This window comes from Bacteroidota bacterium, from assembly GCA_018266755.1.
Taxonomy (GTDB): Bacteria; Bacteroidota; Ignavibacteria; order Palsa-1295; family Palsa-1295; genus JAFDZW01.
In genome coordinates, this window is the sequence record JAFDZW010000001.1 from 23,667 (window position 1) to 41,519 (window position 17,853).

The 17,853-nt window shown below is 55.0% G+C and carries 16 protein-coding genes; 9 read left to right on the forward strand and 7 right to left on the reverse strand.

Annotated elements, in window-relative coordinates; translation table 11 throughout:
- Window positions 1-244: 244 nt before the first annotated feature.
- From JSS75_00090 to JSS75_00110, 5 genes are all read left to right on the forward strand, one after another.
- Window positions 245-739, forward strand: a complete 495-nt coding sequence (locus tag JSS75_00090) for an NADH-quinone oxidoreductase subunit C (protein MBS1902088.1) — start codon at window positions 245-247, stop codon at window positions 737-739.
- A gap of 25 nt (window positions 740-764) precedes the next feature.
- Complete coding sequence (nuoD, locus tag JSS75_00095; GenBank protein MBS1902089.1) at window positions 765-2,033, forward strand: NADH dehydrogenase (quinone) subunit D; 1,269 nt, start codon at window positions 765-767, stop codon at window positions 2,031-2,033.
- A 64-nt stretch (window positions 2,034-2,097) separates the two neighbouring features.
- The gene (locus tag JSS75_00100) at window positions 2,098-2,319 is read left to right on the forward strand and encodes a heavy-metal-associated domain-containing protein (protein ID MBS1902090.1); all 222 of its coding nucleotides are present in this window, start codon (window positions 2,098-2,100) and stop codon (window positions 2,317-2,319) included.
- Complete coding sequence (gene cadA, locus JSS75_00105; protein MBS1902091.1) at window positions 2,306-4,525, forward strand: cadmium-translocating P-type ATPase; 2,220 nt, start codon at window positions 2,306-2,308, stop codon at window positions 4,523-4,525. The genes JSS75_00100 and cadA overlap by 14 nt, the downstream gene beginning before the upstream one ends.
- 87 nt (window positions 4,526-4,612) lie before the next feature.
- Complete coding sequence (locus tag JSS75_00110) at window positions 4,613-5,056, forward strand: carboxymuconolactone decarboxylase family protein (GenBank protein ID MBS1902092.1); 444 nt, start codon at window positions 4,613-4,615, stop codon at window positions 5,054-5,056.
- Between the two features lie 13 nt (window positions 5,057-5,069).
- Here JSS75_00110 and JSS75_00115 read toward each other — a convergent pair whose 3' ends face one another.
- The 7 genes from JSS75_00115 to JSS75_00145 all read right to left on the reverse strand — a co-directional run bounded on the left by JSS75_00115 (window position 5,070) and on the right by JSS75_00145 (window position 13,195).
- Window positions 5,070-7,340, reverse strand: coding sequence for a carbohydrate binding family 9 domain-containing protein (locus JSS75_00115; GenBank protein MBS1902093.1), 2,271 nt, complete (start codon window positions 7,338-7,340; stop codon window positions 5,070-5,072).
- 126 nt (window positions 7,341-7,466) lie between these two features.
- Window positions 7,467-7,850: a succinate dehydrogenase, hydrophobic membrane anchor protein gene (sdhD, locus tag JSS75_00120; protein ID MBS1902094.1), complete on the reverse strand. Its 384-nt coding sequence runs from the start codon at window positions 7,848-7,850 to the stop codon at window positions 7,467-7,469.
- Window positions 7,851-7,862: 12 nt separating this feature from the next.
- A complete protein-coding gene (gene sdhC / locus JSS75_00125; GenBank protein ID MBS1902095.1) occupies window positions 7,863-8,270 on the reverse strand; it encodes a succinate dehydrogenase, cytochrome b556 subunit in 408 nt (135 codons plus the stop codon).
- A 64-nt stretch (window positions 8,271-8,334) separates the two neighbouring features.
- Window positions 8,335-9,198 (reverse strand): hypothetical protein, encoded by an 864-nt coding sequence (locus tag JSS75_00130; GenBank protein ID MBS1902096.1) that lies wholly within the window; start codon window positions 9,196-9,198, stop codon window positions 8,335-8,337.
- 4 nt (window positions 9,199-9,202) lie between these two features.
- Entirely contained in the window at window positions 9,203-9,979 is a 777-nt protein-coding gene (surE, locus tag JSS75_00135; GenBank protein MBS1902097.1) for a 5'/3'-nucleotidase SurE, read from the reverse strand.
- 63 nt (window positions 9,980-10,042) lie between these two features.
- A complete protein-coding gene (gene pta, locus JSS75_00140) occupies window positions 10,043-11,044 on the reverse strand; it encodes a phosphate acetyltransferase (GenBank protein ID MBS1902098.1) in 1,002 nt (333 codons plus the stop codon).
- 12 nt (window positions 11,045-11,056) lie between these two features.
- Complete coding sequence (locus JSS75_00145; protein MBS1902099.1) at window positions 11,057-13,195, reverse strand: peptidylprolyl isomerase; 2,139 nt, start codon at window positions 13,193-13,195, stop codon at window positions 11,057-11,059.
- Window positions 13,196-13,362: 167 nt separating this feature from the next.
- Here JSS75_00145 and JSS75_00150 point away from each other — a divergent pair, with 167 nt between their 5' ends.
- From JSS75_00150 to JSS75_00165, 4 genes are all read left to right on the forward strand, one after another.
- Window positions 13,363-14,433 (forward strand): ATP-grasp domain-containing protein, encoded by a 1,071-nt coding sequence (locus JSS75_00150; protein ID MBS1902100.1) that lies wholly within the window; start codon window positions 13,363-13,365, stop codon window positions 14,431-14,433.
- A gap of 17 nt (window positions 14,434-14,450) precedes the next feature.
- Entirely contained in the window at window positions 14,451-15,512 is a 1,062-nt protein-coding gene (locus JSS75_00155; protein ID MBS1902101.1) for a D-alanine--D-alanine ligase, read from the forward strand.
- 178 nt (window positions 15,513-15,690) lie between these two features.
- On the forward strand, window positions 15,691-16,179 hold the full coding sequence (locus JSS75_00160) for a GNAT family N-acetyltransferase (GenBank protein ID MBS1902102.1): 489 nt from the start codon (window positions 15,691-15,693) through the stop codon (window positions 16,177-16,179).
- 120 nt (window positions 16,180-16,299) lie between these two features.
- Window positions 16,300-17,430 (forward strand): KamA family radical SAM protein, encoded by a 1,131-nt coding sequence (locus JSS75_00165; GenBank protein MBS1902103.1) that lies wholly within the window; start codon window positions 16,300-16,302, stop codon window positions 17,428-17,430.
- The last annotated feature ends 423 nt before the right edge of the window (window positions 17,431-17,853 follow it).

The following is a 17,853-nucleotide window of genomic DNA, read 5'->3' on the forward strand; positions in this document are numbered from 1 at the left end:
GACATTTGACGTGGATCCTCTGTGGTTCGCAAAAATGGCAAAATCTTACTCGTCAGCAAAACGAGACTAAAATGAACAGATTTACCAAAAAATTCAGTCAGTAGCGGAATCCTGTTAGTATAGATTTTTGAGAATGTCGAATCAGACTTGGGGTGGAGTTCATATGGGCCCTCACGAACCCACGGTCTATAAGTTATTCTATTTTCTCGCACAATCTCGAATTGCAGATTGTTATTATTGCACTATGTTCAGCTTCGACCAGATCACAGCGGCCTTTCCGGGATTCCGGTATGAGGCGATCGATATCAACGGCACTCCGGGAGCGATCGTTGACCGCGATCAGATACTCAGCGTTGCGCAGATGCTGCGCGACGAATTTGGTTTTCGTCACATCGTCGATGGTCTCGGCATCGATCGTTTCGAGCGGAAGATGCGCTTCGAGATGACCTATAATCTCCGCAACCTCGACACGAAGGAACGTGTGTTCCTAAAAGTACGATGTGACGAGCGCGATCCGCACCTTCCGTCGCTTACCAAGATCTGGGGCGGTACTGGCTGGCATGAGCGCGAAGCGTACGATATGTATGGCATCGTCTTTGACGGCCATGCCGATTTGCGCCGGATGTATATGCCGGAGGAATACGAGCATCACCCGTTGCGCAAAGACTTTCCGCTGACCGGTGTGCCGGGCTCGATCCCGTTGCCGGTCGATACGACCTTTACCGACCGCTTGAATTAAGATCCACCACGATCCGCCTGACGTCATGGAAGAACGTTTCACTCGCGAGAATGCGCCGAACGAGAAGATCATCGAGGCTTTGCTGTCAAAGGACACGAGCGTGGTCATGGAGGAGGATGCACTCGAGCACGAGATGATCCTGAATATGGGTCCGCAGCATCCGGCGACACACGGCGTGTTGCGTGTGGTGCTCCGCCTCGACGGCGAACTGGTGCTCAGCGCGAAATGCGAACTCGGGTATCTGCACCGCGGCTACGAGAAGCTGGCGGAGAATATGACCTATCACGAGTTCATTCCGCATACCGATCGTCTCGACTATATCTCGCCGATCGCCAACAACGTTGCATACGTGATGGCAGTCGAGAAGCTCATGAAGATCGAAGTGCCGCGTCGCGCACAGATCATTCGGACGTTAGCATGTGAGCTGGCTCGCATCAGTTCGCACCTCATGGCCGCGGGTGCGATGTCGATGGATGTGGGTGCACTCACGGTATTCGTCTGGGCCCTGCGCGAACGCGAAAAGATCTACGATATTTACGACGTGTTGACCGGCGTTCGGTTTACCGTCAGCTATATGCGCATCGGTGGTGTGGCTCAAGACATCACGCCCGAGTGCATCAAGATGATCCGTGACTTCCTCAACGGTCTGCCGGAAACCACCATCGAGATCGGTAAGATGCTTCATAAAAACCGCATCTTCCTCGAACGATGCGAAAACATCGGCATTATGTCGGCCGAAGAGGCAATCGATATCGGTTGGACCGGTCCGAACCTTCGGGCCTCGGGCGTTGCGTACGATCTGCGCCGCGACGAGCCATATCTGATCTATCCGGAGCTTGACTTTAAGGTTATCACGCGTACGGAAGGCGATGCGTTGGCACGCTATTTTGTCCGCTTCGATGAAGTTGCCGAGAGCGTAAAGATCTGTAAGCAGTGTCTCGATCTGCTCGAGCGCGAACCCGGTCCGGTGCTTGCCGACGATGCAAAGCATGTGCTTCCGCATAAGGATGAGGTCTATACCTCGATGGAAGATCTCATCAACGACTTCATGCTTGTCAACTTCGGCCAGCAACCTCCGAAGGGCGAGAGCTATGCAGGCATCGAAGCGTCGAAAGGCGAACTGGGTTGGTATTTGGTTTCCGATGGCACGGGGCAGCCGTGGAGATCGAAGATTCGCAGTCCAAGTTTTGTAAATCTTCAGGGACTTTCTCGTATGCTCGAAGGGGCGATGATCTCCGACGTTGTCGCGATCATCGGATCGATCGATCCGATCATGGGCGAAGCGGATAAGTGATCGGCGGCGTGTAACGCAGGCAGCAATAGATCGTACATGAGTTAGATAGAATCGAAGGATACGTATGAAACAGGAAACGATCGCAATTGAAGGAATGCATTGCAATGGCTGTGTCCGTAGTGTTACCAATGCATTGAAACAGGTTCAGGGTGTTGCGGACGTCGAAGTCTCCTTGCAAGAGCAGCGTGCGCGGGTGACGTACGATGAAGTAAACGTCGCGTTCGCCGATCTGCGCCATGCCGTAGAAGAAGCCGGTTATTCGGCGAGCGAATATGTCGCTGCCTGAATCCGCACCGGCCACGAAGACACTCCCGACACGAGAAGAGCGGTTCCTTGTTGAGGGGATGGATTGCGCGGCGTGTGTCACGCGCATCGAGACCGCCATCAAAAAACTTCCCGGTATCGAGAATGCGTCGGTAAACCTTGCTACCGGCGAGGCCAGTGTACGCTATCGTCCCGATCTCGTCGCAGCGATCGAACTGAAAAAAACGGTCGATAAGGTTGGCTACCATGCTGTCGATCTGCCCGAATCGGACCTCCACGAGCATCACGTTGCAGAAGCAGCAGCCATTTATCGAACCCGCAAAGTAAAGTTTATTGTCGCCGCCTCGCTGACTTTGCCAATCCTCGTGATCAGCATGTTCATGCTTGATTTTGCAGGAAGCGATTGGGTACAGTTCGTGCTTGCAACTCCGGTGGTTCTTTGGAGCGGCTCGCACTTTTATATCGGCGGCTTCAAGTCGGCGCGTGCAAAGGCGCCGGATATGAACACACTGGTTGGTCTGAGCGTGGCCACTGCCTATCTGTACAGCACCGTTGTTATTGTGTTCCCGCATCTACTCGCGCACACGACCGGTCACCATGTGTACTTCGAATCTGCGGCGACGATCGTTAGTTTGATTTTGCTTGGCGGTCTGATGGAAATGCGAGCGTCGCGAAAAGCAGGCGCTGCGATGCGCACGTTGCTCGGACAACAGGCGAAGATGGCCACGATCGTTCGCAACGGGAGCGACACGACGATCCCGGTCGAAGACGTTCGCACAGGCGATGTGCTTCTGGTCCGTGCCGGCGAGAAGATCCCCGTTGATGGGCGAATCACCAACGGGGCAGGCCTTCTTGACGAAGCGATGATGACCGGGGAATCGAAACCTGTGCGTCGTTCGCTCGGCGAAGAGGTGATCGGTTCGACGGTATTGCAGGAAGGAGTTATTCAGATCGAAGCGGTTCGCGTCGGAAAGGCGACGATCCTTCAACAGATCGTCCGGCTGGTCGAGCGTGCACAAGAGACCAAAGCGCCGATCGCACGACTTGCAGATACCGTGAGCGGATATTTCGTACAAGGGGTGATCCTTGTCGCACTTCTGACGTTTGTCGTGTGGTTCGTACTCTCACCGGCCGATAAATTTTCTTCGGCGCTGGTGCCGTTCATTTCTGTGCTGATCATCGCATGCCCGTGTGCCCTCGGACTTGCGACACCAACCGCCATCATGGTTGCAACAGGCAGGGCATCCGAGCTCGGGATCCTCATTCGCAAGGGGGATGCGCTGGAGAAAGCATCAAAACTCGATACAATCATTCTTGATAAGACAGGGACGCTGACTCTGTCGGAACCGACGGTCACCTCGTTTACTATAGTTGGCGGAGCATCGCGCGAACGAGTTCTTTCGTATGCACTCTCACTCGAACGCAACTCGTCCCATCCGATCGCCAAAGCGATCGTCCGCTATGCAGAAGCGAACGGCGCGTCGGTTGCCTCAACCTCCCATTTCGAAGCGGTCGAGAGCAAAGGCGTGATCGGTACAGTGGATGGCTCGAACGTTCTGATCGGCAATGCAGCGTTCTTAGCCGCGCATGGTGTACCGCTACAGACAGATACAGACGACAAGATATGCGTGGGCATGGATGATACGCTATGTGCCACCATCGCCATCGGCCAGGGATTGAAACCCGGTACTTCAGAAGGTGTCGCGCGGTTGCGGGCATTCGGAATCGACGTCGTGATGATGACGGGGGATACGGAGTCTGCCGCACGCGAGATTGCAACGCAGGCTGGTATCGCGAACGTCATGTCGCAGGTGCTCCCGTATCAAAAAGCGGAGATGGTGCGGCAATTGCAAGCCGAAGGCAAGAAAGTCGGCATGGTTGGCGATGGGATCAACGACGCCCCCGCACTTGCGCAGGCCGACGTCGGCTTTGCAATCGGTTCGGGGACGGACGTCGCAATGGAGGCTGCCGATATTACACTGATGCGTGACGATCTCGGTGCCGTAGCGGACTCACTCGTTCTCTCGCAACAGACACTTCGCGTGATCAAACAGAATCTGTTCTTCAGCTTTGTCTATAACAGTCTCGGTATCCCGATCGCCGCGGGGGTACTCTATCCTGCCTTTGGTCTCTTACTTAATCCCATGATCGGCTCGTTGGCGATGGCGTTTAGCGACGTGAGCGTGATTGCGAACAGTCTGCGACTTCGCCGGGCAGCCGCTCGCTGAGAAAAAATTTCGTATTTCTCCTTGCGCGCGATACATTCCTTTTGATACACCGTAGGTGGGCATAATTCACTGTTTGAGAAGAGAAGCATGAATAGGATTAGCATCAAAACATTAGAACCGAAAGCATACGAAGCAATGCTTGGCCTCGAACGATATCTTCGAGAGTCGCCACTGAAGAAACCGCACATCGAGCTTATCAAAATCAGAGCATCGCAGATCAACGGTTGCGCATTCTGTCTTGGGATGCACACCTACGACGCGAGGAAAGCGGGCGAAACAGAGCAACGTATTTATGCGCTCAACGCATGGGAGGAATCGCCGCTGTACACGGAAGAGGAACGTGCAATTCTTGCGCTGACAGATGCCGTAACACTGATCGCCGATACCCGCCTACCCGACGAGGTATATGCCAAAGTCGCTGCCGTGCTTGACGAGCACTACCTTGCCGCCGCGATTATGGCGATCGTGACAATCAATGCCTGGAATCGCATCGCGATCTCGACACGGATGGTCTGGCAGGATCCGCAATAACGATGAGAGCGCCTTACCCTTGGATGAGGTACTGAATCTTGGCAAAGAAGTGACGCTCGGATGGTTGTAGTGTCGTCATGTTCGGGTCGAAGCTGCGATAGTCGTGCGACGAACCGAGGTAGATACTACTGAATGGGTTGAGCTGATATGTCAATAGCGGATCGATTTCCAACGCCCGGCCGAAGCCGTCGTATTGTACGATCGTCCGGGCGCTGAATTCGCGTGAAAATTGGTACGTAACCTTCGCCCGGTAAATAGCGCCGCTGACAAGCGTCGAGCTTCCATCTTCCGATCGGAGTTGCTCATATGCATAATTCGGTTCGATCGTTAAACCGGCGACCGGTTTGATCTTTGCTGAAAACGAGAGATCGAGCGTACGCGCAAGAACCGGAATATCGAGAAATCGAGCGATGTTCGTGCCGCTGCTGACATCCCACGAGAACGATAACCATTCTGCCGGACGTGTGTCCCCATACACATCGAAGAAACCGAGGCGATTGAACTGGACACTGTGAAACCGCTCGGACCAAAGCCGATAATAGAGGTGGAGGTTCGATTGTCCGATGAAACCGAGATCGATCTCCGGCTTGATTGCGAAGAGTTTTCGGGCCCCGTTATATTCGAACTGCGAGTTTGTACTGAAGCTGATATCGAACTCGGACAACAGCCGCATCAGGCCGTGGTCTTCTTGCACGTACCACTTGTAGCCAAAGAAATCCGAGAAGTAGACAACGTCGGTTGTGGTGACGAAGCCGTTTGGGGTGCGAAAGGTCGGGCTCATGTTTCCGGCATTGAGCTGTATGTCGAGTGTGGGGGTGAACCGTTGAATGGTATACGATTGCGCAAACCCGTTGTATCGCTCGCCGTCGAGAGCATCGCTAAACTTGCCGTGATCGAACGATGTGTCGAGCCCTGCGATCGTGAGCGATTGTTCCTTTGTATCGCTATAGAGTACTTGCCCCGAGACCTCGATATTCTCGACAAGCTGCGCATGCCCGTCAAATCCGAATACCCCGGAGATCCCGCCGTGTTCGTAGTTGCGGACATTCGCAAGCATCCCGAGCACGCGGTTGTCGCCGAACGAATGTTGCACACGAAGAATATTCGAGAGACTCCGGCCCACATCGGGCAGGACGACGGTGTTCTCCGTCAACGGTATGAGCATCGGAGAATGCTCGTCAACTGCTCCGATATATGAGATGCTCGTTGCCTCGTTTCGTATGATTGCCTTCGCAGCAACGATCGGAGAGTTGATCGAGCGGGTATAGACGGCAAAGATGTTTGTATTGAATAGGTCCGCACCGTCTTGGAAGAACGGTCGGCGCTCGGGGTAGAACAATGCCAGCGTGGTGTTCGCGCTGATCTGTGCGGCATCGGACTCGACCTGACTGAAATCCGGATTAATCGATGCTTCGAGCGCCGTCGCTGTACCGAGCGCATATCGTGCACCGAACGAAGGATTCACCTCGACCTTCTCGTTGACCAGCGAAGCAACGCCATCATGTCGCAACGCTTGTTGAGAACCAACGATAGAAGGAAGCAATTCGAGCGAGCCGGACGGATGGATGTTCTCGATACCCGTAAGTGTGCCGAACTGACAAAACGGACATGGCACTTGAAAATTAATCGCTGCCCAGCTCATCTTATATGTTTTTTCCCGCGGATAGCTTCGCCAGAATGTTGCGTGGAAATGTTGTTGCGACAGATCAGGGAAGCGTAGCGAACGGAAGGGAATTTTCATCTCCATCTGCCAGCCGGTCGCAGTGATCTTCGCCTCACTCTGGTAAACAATATCGTACGATCCGTCCTCATTGTTCTGGGTCCAGAACAAGTCTTCCTGAATGCCGAGCGGATTACAGTAGATCTCGAATGCACGTGTACCATCTCCATAGGTGTCGAGGATAATCCCCATGAAATCGTTATCTCCGCCATTATCTCTGACCGTGCGCGAGGCACGAATGCTTGAGGGGTCCGGGTCGTCGGCGATCATGGCGATGTACAAGTTGTCATCGTCGTACGTGATGAGCGCACGTGTAGAAACCGGGGGCTTCATATTCGGCAGCGGAAACGACTGCGTGAAATCAGTAGCAATCGCAGCATTCGCCCACCCCGGATCCGAGACGTCGCCGTCGATCGTAATCTCGCCGGCACGCCTCGAGACGGCAAGCGACGGCTTGATCTGCGGTCTGAATTCCGTTTGCGCGGTGATCGGCTGCACATGCAACAGGAGGAGCAACGAGTAGAAAGCGGCCAGGAGAACGCCGCGGAGTAGTGAACGATACATTCTTCGGGGTGAAAGCGATGATAATAACCATTACCCCTACGACCGGATATTCCGTTAGGTTACGTTCATGAAACACAAAAGCCCCGTGATGGGGCTTTTGTGTACGATTGGTTGTCACTACAAATATTACGGCTTGTTCGGATCGAACGTGAGCATCGTATTCCATCCCATGCCGAGGAAGATCAGGGCGAACACCACGAGACAGCCGAGGATCGTGTATGTGTACGATGGCTTGAGCTTGAAATCACGCACGATATTCCAGAGCCCTTGCACGCCGTGATACATGCCGATCGTGATGAACGCAAGATAGAGCCCCTTATAAATAGGCTGTGCGAGGCGGTCGGCGGTCGAACCGAAATCGTGGCCGCTCTTCGCTGCATAATGCATCATGAAGTAGTGGCCGACAGTCAGCACGACGAGCGCGACGCCCGAAATACGCTGGAACATCCAGGCGCTTGCGCCGCTCTTGCCTTTCGCGTAGGTTCGTAAATGTTTGACGGATTGATCCATGGTCGAAGCTCCTTATTTGGCGAACAGGTCGTCGTGGAAAATGAGGAAGAACATGATGGCGACGACGATGATCGTCAGCGAGTATGCCAGACGAAGCAGCGACTTCTGCTTCTTTGCACCGGCGCCGAAATCAACGAGGGCGATACGAACACCGTTGAAGGCATGGAACATCACGAGGATGCCGAGTGCCCATTCGAGAAACTTGAATGGCGGCGACGAGAACGTTTGCATCTCTTCGTTAAATGCGGCTCGGCCCTTGGTCAGCGAGCTGAGTGCCCAGATGTGTACGAAAAGATAGGTTGTAAGTCCGATACCGCTGATGCGGTGCAGAACGTATGCCCAAGAGCCGCCGTGGCGACGATATGCCATCATGATCTTCGACCATGATCCGACAGGCTCTCTATTTGGAATATATGCCATTTCGACAGGTTCTATTTCATACAAATTTACGACAATTCCGCCCCTTGCTCCGGCAGAACCGACCTCAGGCCATTCGCAGTCGCAACGAGCTGAGCACCGAACCGATCAGGCCGAGAACGCCGCCGAGGGCAACGATCGCCGCGATGATCATGCCGATCTCCTGCGATGTAGCGGTGGTGATGGCAAGATCCGGCGCGATACGCGGAATTGCGAATTGGTGCAGCGCAGCAAGCGCACCGACGGCCAGCGTGCCGCCGGCAATACCCGCCGCCGTCGCCTCGAACGCATACGGCAACACAATCGTCGAACGGCCTGCGCCCAGGAGTAACATTGTCCGGATCGCTTCGCGGCGTGCCAGCATCGCAAGACGCGCCAGGCTCGCTGCCAATGCGATCGAGACCAATAAAAGAAATCCTCCGACGGCGTAGGTGAGTGTATAGAGTGTCTGTCTGCGCTCTTCGAGCGAGCGAAGCGTCTTGCCATCGAAGAGGACTTCTCGAATCCCCTGTGATGCACGGAGCGTCGAAATGATCTGAGCGGCCCGTGCAGTCGAGAGATCGGAGAATGTCAGTCGAAGACCGGCCGGCAATGGGTTATATCCGATTACACGCTCGACATCTTCCCCGGAAGCTTGGGTGTACTCATGTAGTGCATCTTCTTTCGAGACGAAGACCGAGGTTCTGACATTCTTTAGTTGTGAGGTGATCTGTGCAGCGATGGTCTGTGCCGCAGGGGAAGAAAGTTGCGGTTCGAAGAACGCCTCGATTTGCAGCTTCGAACGGTAGTCGTCGAGTGTTTGCGACGCACGTAACGATACGAGCGCAAAGACGCCAACCACCGCAAGCGAAATGGCGATCACAAATGCTGTCAGCGTACTCAGCAGCGGAGTACGTCGGATGGCGGCAATCGCTTCGCGTAAGATCAGCATGCGCTCAGATCAACTCCTTCCACTGCTTGCGCATGTGATCGAGAAAGATGTGATTCGTCAGATCGTAATGCAACGGGCTGACGGTAATCTTGTCGTTGGCTAGGGCAACATCGTCGGCCTCTTCGTGGGTATCGACAAGGTGATACGTGCCGCGCAGCCAGTAGTACGGGCGTTCCTGCGGATCGAGTCGACGTTCGAATGTGTCGTCCCAGTATGAGTTTCCTTGCCGCGTATAAACCATACCTTTGATCTTCTCAGGGGGCAGTGCCGGGACGTTCACGTTCAGGAGCGTCCCCTTCGGCAGCCCTTGTTCGGCGACGTACGGGGCGAACTGCTTGATGAAGTGCATCGCTCCGCTGAAGTCGGGCGAATGACGATAGCTTGCGAGCGAGACGGCAATCCCAGGCACATCGAGCACGGTCGCTTCCGTTGCTGCACTCACGGTGCCGGAATAGATGATATTGACAGCCGTGTTGCGGCCATGATTGATACCACTGACGACAAGATCGGGGTAGGGAAGTTCGCGTTCGCGCAAGAAGGTGCGAAGTGCAAGCTTGACACAATCGGCAGGTGTGCCGTCCACGGCAAAGCCGAAGAACGCGTCGTTCTTGTGATACTCCGTCACCCGCAGCGGCATGGCCACCGTCAGCGCGTGCCCGACGGCCGATTGTTCGCCGAGGGGCGCCATCACACTGACGTTCGCAATGTCGCGCAACGCCGTTACCAGCGCCGCGATCCCCTGTGAATTAATGCCGTCGTCGTTGGTGACGAGAATATTCAGTCGCTTTGATGATGCGCTCATGGAATACAAAAATACGCCCATGTACGCAATGACAAGTCAGGATTAGCTTGTCTGCAGCGCGGTGACCGCGATCATCGTCACGATATCGTCTACACTCGCGCCGCGCGAGAGGTCGTTCATCGGTTTTGCAAGACCTTGCAGGATAGGACCGATGGCCTGAGCACCGCCGAGTCGTTCGGCGATTTTATAGCCGAGGTTCCCTGCGTCGAGATTCGGGAAGATGAAGACGTTCGCATCTCCCCCAAGCGGACTTCCGGGCGCTTTACGCTGCGCGACAGCCGGAACGAAGGCCGCATCGAATTGGAGTTCGCCGTCGAGGGTGAGTGTACGGTCGCGCTCTTTGGCGATTTCGGTGGCGAGCCGCACGATCTTCGTCGAATCGCTTTCGGCAGAACCCTTTGTCGAGAACGAAAGCATTGCGACACGCGGAGCCTGACCGGTAAGCGCCGCATAAGTACTTGCGGTCGAGAGTGCGATGTCAGCAAGTTGATGCGCGTCGGGATTCGGAAGGACGGCGCAGTCTGCAAACGCGAGCGTGCACGGCTCCGCACGCAGACCGCCGATCGCCGGAAAATCCAGCAGGAACATGCTCGAAAGCGACCGGACACCTTGCGCGAGGCCGATGCCGCGTAACCCTGCGCGAATCACGGAAGCCGTTGTCGAAAGCGAACCGGCAACGACACCGTCGGCAACAGCGCTGTTCGTCAGCAGGGCAGCGAACAAGAGCGGGTCGCCGAGCACTTCGCTTTTCGCAGTCTCGATGTCCGAGATCTTGCTGCGGCGCGATTCGTAATACGATACGATCAGTTGCTCGGTTGCGGGATACTCGGTCGCAGACCAGATCTGTATATCGCGGAGAGACGGTGCATGGACGTCAATCGCCGATCGGATTGCTGCGGCATCTCCGACGAACGCGACGGTCGCAAGCTTCGTCTGACGGGCGATCTCGGCAGCACGAAGGACGCGTTCGTCGGTTGCATCGCCGAGAAGGATGGTTCTTCCAAGTGTCGCCGCCCGTGCTTTGATCGACTCGATCGTAGTCATACGAGGGTATAGTTACTTATAGGGAATAACGTTCTCGACCTGATCGTCGAGTTGGATCTTGTCGATATTTTCAAGATTCCGGACGACCTTTCCCCAGATCGTGTATCGCGTATCGAGATGCGGTGTCGGGCAGTGCGTAATGAACCACTGCGAGCCCTCGGTGTCTTTTCCGTCTGACGCCATGCCGACCATCCCTTCCTCATCGTAGCGAGTCGGCGAGATCTCGGTGCGGATCGCATAGCCTGGTCCGCCGAAGCCGGTTCCGGTTGGGTCACCGGTCTGAATGACGAAGTTCGGTACGATGCGGTGGAAGTAGTTATTGACGAACAGATATGTACGTGCAAGTTTGAGCATGTTGAGGCATGTCAGTGGCGCGTCGTACGGTAGAAGCTTCACGAACAGGAAGCCGAACCGCGTCGGCACGAGTAATGTGTCCGGGGCTACTTCGAGAGCTTTCCAGTCGATGGAGTCGTGCGGGATCGTTATCTTGAGCGTTGGAATGTTCGTTGCTCCGAGCGAGTCGAGTGCCGCGCGTGCGAGTGACGCGATGTGAGCATTACCCCACTTTGTCGCCGCATTAGTATAGACCGAGCGAACTGCATCGATGAACTCCTTACCCGGTGGCCGCAACGCAGCAACGGCTCCTAACACTGCCGAGATGTGCTCACCATGACTGGCATCGTTGAATTTCGAGAGGTAATTCAATAGATATGTACTCGCTTCCGTTTTGAACGAATCCACGACGACACGAGGGTCGGCCACCATATCCATCGTTGTCCCGACGATGGCGGCCATATCTGTTTGGTCGGCAAAACGGATGACGAGATGCCGGTAGGCCGGCACATACTTAAAGCTGTCGAGAAGTTTCCAGTATCCGCTGTCGCGTAGTGCCAACTGCCACTGTTCATGGAGGCCATCGAGCAAGTAGGGAACATCGACGGCTTCGCTTGCGAACAACCGGCGAAGCAGTACATACATGGCCGCTGTGTCTCGGTAGTTGCCGACGGCCTTGCTGATGATCGTGCTTACAGCGCGGTTATGGCGCGCGTATTCGTCGGTGATGTCCCGCAGGGCCATACACGAAGTACCGAAGCGAGCGGCGGTCACGAGCGCGGTTGCGCGGACGATCAGCGGTTTGTCCTCGTAATTGTTTGCACTTGGATTGAAAGTAGCGAACCACTCGATCAGCGTGACGGAATCGGCCGAAGATACCCTTCCTTCGATGAGCATCCGATCGATTGCATTGAGAGCGGCGATCGCAGCATGCATTGTCACGGTTGTATCATTCGACGATTCGGCAACGGCTTTCTTCGCAAGATCGAGCAACCCCGACGGATAATAGGGGAGGCGGGCAATGGCATTCAGTAGGTTCACCTGTACTCGCCACTCGCTCTCGCTTCGTGCCGCAGTGAGCAGGATCTGTGCAACTTCAGTATTATGAATATTCCCGAGGGCAGTGGCGGCGAACATGCGGCATTCCGGCGACCCGACATCACTGAGATATTCTTTGATCACATCAAGATGACGTGCAAGCATTGCCGAGTCGCCACCTCGGACGAGCGAGTAGATGGCATGCCAGCGCGTAGCGGGATCCGCTTCGCCGTCGAGCACATGCAGAAGACCGATCGCTTCGTCGGTCATGAGCTTCCGTAACCCGATCTGCGAAAGCCCAAGCGAGACGGAACGGGCACGCTCGGGTGATTTCTGTTGCAGTTCGGTCGTGAACAAATTAACGAGCGCCGGGACGGATTCTTTTGTCACCGTGCGACCCAATGCCACCGCAATCTCATCGCTGAAGCGCATCGAAGCTACGTCGACGAGCGCCTCATGCGACTTTGCATTGGCCCCAAGCACACCAAGCGCGAATGCGAACGCATCGGTGACGACTGGTCGGGTCTCCTTTTCGATGCGGGCGATGAGCGCGCCCCGTGCGGAAGAATCACCGATATTCGCGAGGGCGATCGCGGCGCGCGAGGCGGTGTGTTCGTTTGGAGATTTCAGATACTTGACGATCTCGTCGATGCCCGTACGGCGATCGGCGAGCTCGATAATCTTCTTTTCGTCAGCATTGAACTTCGCACCTTGCGCAAAGAGCGTTTCGGCGAAGAACATCAGAGCGAATATGAGAACGATACGAGTTGTAACTGTCATGGGTCGTTGGTTGTCTGCTGAGAGTCTCGAGTGTCAATTAATAACAGACACGCAGTTCTCTCCGGCGCAGGTGGTTTATCAACATTTTTTTCAAAATAGTTGATATTCTTTTTTAAAATGTGTTATTTCGCTCGCTTGCTTCACAAGTGCACCAACAATACGAACGCATGCGCGTCGCGTTACTCGCAAATATCAAACCGCAAGGGCTCGACCTCTGGAATCGTACCGCCGACGGCGGAGTAGACGATACCTACGCCGAGTGGGATACCTTCGAGACCGTCGATGCCGTTCGCGCAGCGCTGGCAAGCCATCCGGATGTCGAGTGTGAGATCGTCGAGGCAGTGCCCGAGATCGCGTTGCCACGCCTGATGGTCCGGGCATACGATATCGTCTTTAATATTGCCGAAGGGTTGCATGGCGCCGACCGCGAAGCACAATTCCCGGCAGTGCTCGAGATGCTTCGCATTCCGTATACCGGCTCCGGTCCGTGGACGCTTGCCACGGCGCTCGATAAGTACCGCACCAAGGAGATCCTTGCGCAGGGCGGTGTGCCATGCGGACGATTCGCCGTAACGACCGACCGGGCGGCGTCGCTTGCGAATTTGCTCCCGGGGTTAGAGTATCCGGTGGTCGTAAAGCCGACATCGGAAGGTTCGTCAAAGGGAGTGAAGAATTCGTCGTTCGTCAATACCGACACTGAACTTCGCCGCGAGATCGCCCGCATCATCGCAGAATATGGCCAGCATGCGATCGTAGAAGAATTTCTTCCCGGCCGCGAGTTCACGGTTGCCGTAATCGGCAACGGACGGGAAGCGCGGGTGCTGCCGATCGTTGAGATTAAGCTCGGCGAACTTCCGCCCGAGGCGAATGGCATTTATTCGTACGAGGCGAAATGGGTGTACGATACGGCCGAGCATCCGCTCGACATCTTTTCCTGCCCGGCAGAGACGACGCCAGAACTCACGAAGGAGATATCGGATGTCGTGCTGGCGGCCTACAATACGCTCGGCTGCCGTGACTGGTCGCGGCTCGACGTTCGTCTTGACCGTCACGGGCATCCGAATATTATTGAAGTCAACCCGCTTCCCGGCATTCTACCCAACCCGGAGGATAACTCCTGCTTCCCGAAGGCCGCGCGTACTGCAGGAATGAGTTATAACGAGACGATGCTCGCGGTACTGCGGGCAGGATGTACACGTTACGGTATTGAACTTTCCGTTACCCCGAAAGGCTCTTAGTTTCGATCATACGCCTCATGCGATTCGCCCTTATTTATAATGAGCCGAAGCACACCGAGCCCGAGCAACACTGGCTCTCGAAGTCGGGCACGCAGCTTTCGGAGGATTTCCGCGATGCATCCGAGTTTGGCGTGCTCGAAGAGATCGAGGGGATCGCAGCCGCGCTTCGCGAAGGCGGTCACACGGTGACGATCTTCTCCGTGGATGACGACGTCGAGCGGCTTGTGTCATTCCTCGAGAACGAACGGCCGGAGGCGATCTTCAATTTGTGCGAATCGGTACTCGGTCGTGCCGATCTGGAGATGTGCATTGCGGGTGTCTATGATCTGTTCGGCATTCCGTATACCGGCGCCGGTACGATGGCGCTTGGCATCGCGCTCAACAAAGCAGTATCGAAAGCGATCTTCGAAGCCAACGGCATCCCGACGCCGAGATTCCGGGCCTTTGAACCCGGAGAATTGCCCGCCGATGACAATGTCCTTACCTTCCCGCTGATCGTAAAGCCGTTGCGCGAAGATGCGAGCATCGGCATCGATAATAACTCGATCGTGAACGATCATCCGTCGCTTCGCGAGCGTGTCGGATTCGTTCATCGTGAGTTCGTGCAGCCCGCACTCGTCGAAGAATATATCGACGGACGAGAGTTGAATGTCGCTGTGCTTGCCGACGAGCACGGTGTGTTCAAGGCGCTTCCGATCTCCGAGATCACCTTCGACGCACTCCCGCCCGGCAACCCGCGCATCGTGAGTTACGAAGCGAAGTGGGTCGAAGAGTCGCCATTGTATAAAACAACGATCCCGCAATGTCCGGCAAATGTGAGCGACGATGTCGCGACACGCGCACGCTTGATCGCCCTGAAGGCCGCGCAGGCCGTGGGGTTGCGCGACTATGGCCGCATCGACATGCGCTTACGCGATGACGGAGCGCTCTTCGTGCTCGAAGCGAATCCGAACCCGGACATCTCACTCGACGCAGGGTTCATGCGCGCATGTCAGACAAGCGGACTCACGCACACGGATGCGATCAATCGAATCGCATCGCAGGCCGTCGCACGCTTCGCCGCTTCGAGGAGGTTATGATCGACTGCGCGAAAAAAAGTCGCGCTCGGATTTGCATTCCAAAATTTGTTTTCGTATTTTTGTAACAATGAAGAACAATTCACGAATTATTCTTCGTGACGAGTTCTTTAAACTGTTGCGTTCATTCCGTCATCGAACAAGTTGATCGTCTGACGAGAAGCGCGAATCTCTTTCGACGATGATCCGACCAGCCACTACTCACGATCGAAGCGCAGTGACCGAGATCGTGAAGGCGACCGGAAATTTCAGCGATGACGAGATCGCGATCGCAAACGAGCTCATTGATATCTTTCTGACGCAACCCGAGCAGCGCGATTACTTCGCGTACGTCTTCGATGAGAACGGCCGAGCGGCCGGTTTCCTGATCGTCGGACCGACGCCAGCGACGACCGGTACGTACGATATGTACTGGATTGCCGTGCATCCGGACTTCCACGGACGAGGCATCGCTCAGGCGCTCGATCGGTTTGCGGAAGATTTCGTGAAAGAACGTGGCGGCTATTGGCTCATTGCCGAAACAAGCGGCCAACCGTCGTACGAACGAACCCGGGGCTTTTATCAGAAGCAAGGATACCGGACGATCTCACGAATTGCAGATTATTATAAACCTGGGGACGACCTCATCGTCTTTGGGAAGCGGCTCGACGGAGGAAAATACGAGCGATGAGATATGAACTATGAAGGTTCACGTAGTGCATTCATAGTTCATCGTTCATAGTTCTTATTTTCACAACCACCCGCCGTGCTCTCCGAGATGTCGGAAGCAATGGCACGAAAAGGATACGACATGGAATACTGGCAACAGCTGTTGCGTGACAGCGTCGAAACAAAAGAACAGTTGGTAGAACGCTTCGGCATCAAAGCCGAAGTAGCCGATTCGCTCAACGAGTTCTTCCAAACACGCATCAATCCCTACTACCTATCACTCATTCGCCACAAAGGCGACCCGATCTGGCTCCAGAGCGTGCCGGACGAGGCGGAGCTTGCGGATATTGACGCACCTGACGATCCGCTGAATGAGGATGGGATGAGTCCGGTGCCCTCGATTACGCATCGCTACCCCGACCGCGTACTCTTCCTTGTCACGAGCCAATGCTCGATGTACTGTCGTTTTTGCACGCGCAAGCGAAAAGTCGGCGATTCATCGAAGATATCGATGAAGTATATCCAAGAGGGGCTCGACTACATCGCCGCACATCCCGAGGTCCGCGACGTCATCCTCTCGGGCGGCGATCCGCTGACGCTCACAGACTTTATGCTCGAGAAAGTCCTGAAAGGACTTCGCGAGATCCCACATGTCGAGATCATCCGGCTCGGAACGAAGATTCCGTGCGTGTTGCCACAGCGCGTTACGCCGAAGCTCTGCGACATGATCAAGAAATATCACCCGATCTACGTCAATACCCACTTCAATCATCCGTGGGAATGCACTCCGGAAGCCAAGCAAGCCTGTGAAATGCTTGCTGATGCGGGGTGTCCGGTTGGCAACCAGATGGTGCTCATGAAGGGTGTGAACGACGACCCAATGGTGGTTCGCGAGCTGATGCAAAAGCTGCTGGCTATGCGAGTTCGCCCCTACTATATATATCAGGCTGATATCACGAAGGGCGCGAATCATTTTCGTACCCCCGTGCGCGTGGGGCTGGAGATTATGGACAAGCTGCGCGGCTGGACAAGCGGCCTTGCCATTCCGCACTATGTCATCGACGCTCCGGGCGGCGGTGGCAAGATTCCAATCCTACCCAACTATGTCGTCAGTCACGACGAAAATACATGGGTATTGCGAAATTATAAGTACGACATCTATTCATATCCTGACGTCCCCGAGGACAAGCCCAAGCCGCCGGTGCGGCGCAAGCCGATCCGGGCACCACGGAAAAAGAAGGTGTTCGCACAGAAGAAAGCTTCAAACGATTGATCGGCACGGCCGCCTCGGGAACGGGGCGGCCTGTGTTTTTTTATGTAGCCTTTGGAAGATACGCTAGTGTTAATCGTGCAAATCTATGTCTCCGAAGGTGTAACTATTGGGAAGTCCCGAAGTTAGTAATGGAGTCTTAAAGCATTTGCGCGAACGCGTACATGCCGCCCCAAAACCGAGCGACGTCGTTAAAGAATGTTTGGTGTGGTAATTAGTTGTAATATATGAGCTTGGGCTGCGTCGACCGTTTCGGTGTTGTTAATTTTTTGTGATTTCCTTGGAGTCAGGAAAAAATTGTGGTATATTTACACTTTAGAATTCCCTACGTGGAATCCTGCGCTTTACTTGTGCTCGGTTATGGGCGCACTTCAGCACGATCCACGTCCCCTGGACCCAGGAATTAAAAAAGTTTGAGTACAACAA

Coding starts and splice junctions, on each gene's coding strand:
- JSS75_00145 (MBS1902099.1), bottom strand. CDS start 13,195: ATGACAGTTACAACTCGTATCGTTCTCATATTCGCTCTGATGTTCTTC.
- JSS75_00165 (MBS1902103.1), top strand. CDS start 16,300: ATGGAATACTGGCAACAGCTGTTGCGTGACAGCGTCGAAACAAAAGAA.
- sdhC (MBS1902095.1), bottom strand. CDS start 8,270: ATGGCATATATTCCAAATAGAGAGCCTGTCGGATCATGGTCGAAGATC.
- JSS75_00150 (MBS1902100.1), top strand. CDS start 13,363: ATGCGCGTCGCGTTACTCGCAAATATCAAACCGCAAGGGCTCGACCTC.
- JSS75_00090 (MBS1902088.1), top strand. CDS start 245: ATGTTCAGCTTCGACCAGATCACAGCGGCCTTTCCGGGATTCCGGTAT.
- JSS75_00115 (MBS1902093.1), bottom strand. CDS start 7,340: ATGTATCGTTCACTACTCCGCGGCGTTCTCCTGGCCGCTTTCTACTCG.
- JSS75_00100 (MBS1902090.1), top strand. CDS start 2,098: ATGAAACAGGAAACGATCGCAATTGAAGGAATGCATTGCAATGGCTGT.
- JSS75_00130 (MBS1902096.1), bottom strand. CDS start 9,198: ATGCTGATCTTACGCGAAGCGATTGCCGCCATCCGACGTACTCCGCTG.
- nuoD (MBS1902089.1), top strand. CDS start 765: ATGGAAGAACGTTTCACTCGCGAGAATGCGCCGAACGAGAAGATCATC.
- JSS75_00155 (MBS1902101.1), top strand. CDS start 14,451: ATGCGATTCGCCCTTATTTATAATGAGCCGAAGCACACCGAGCCCGAG.
- sdhD (MBS1902094.1), bottom strand. CDS start 7,850: ATGGATCAATCCGTCAAACATTTACGAACCTACGCGAAAGGCAAGAGC.
- cadA (MBS1902091.1), top strand. CDS start 2,306: ATGTCGCTGCCTGAATCCGCACCGGCCACGAAGACACTCCCGACACGA.
- JSS75_00160 (MBS1902102.1), top strand. CDS start 15,691: ATGATCCGACCAGCCACTACTCACGATCGAAGCGCAGTGACCGAGATC.
- pta (MBS1902098.1), bottom strand. CDS start 11,044: ATGACTACGATCGAGTCGATCAAAGCACGGGCGGCGACACTTGGAAGA.
- JSS75_00110 (MBS1902092.1), top strand. CDS start 4,613: ATGAATAGGATTAGCATCAAAACATTAGAACCGAAAGCATACGAAGCA.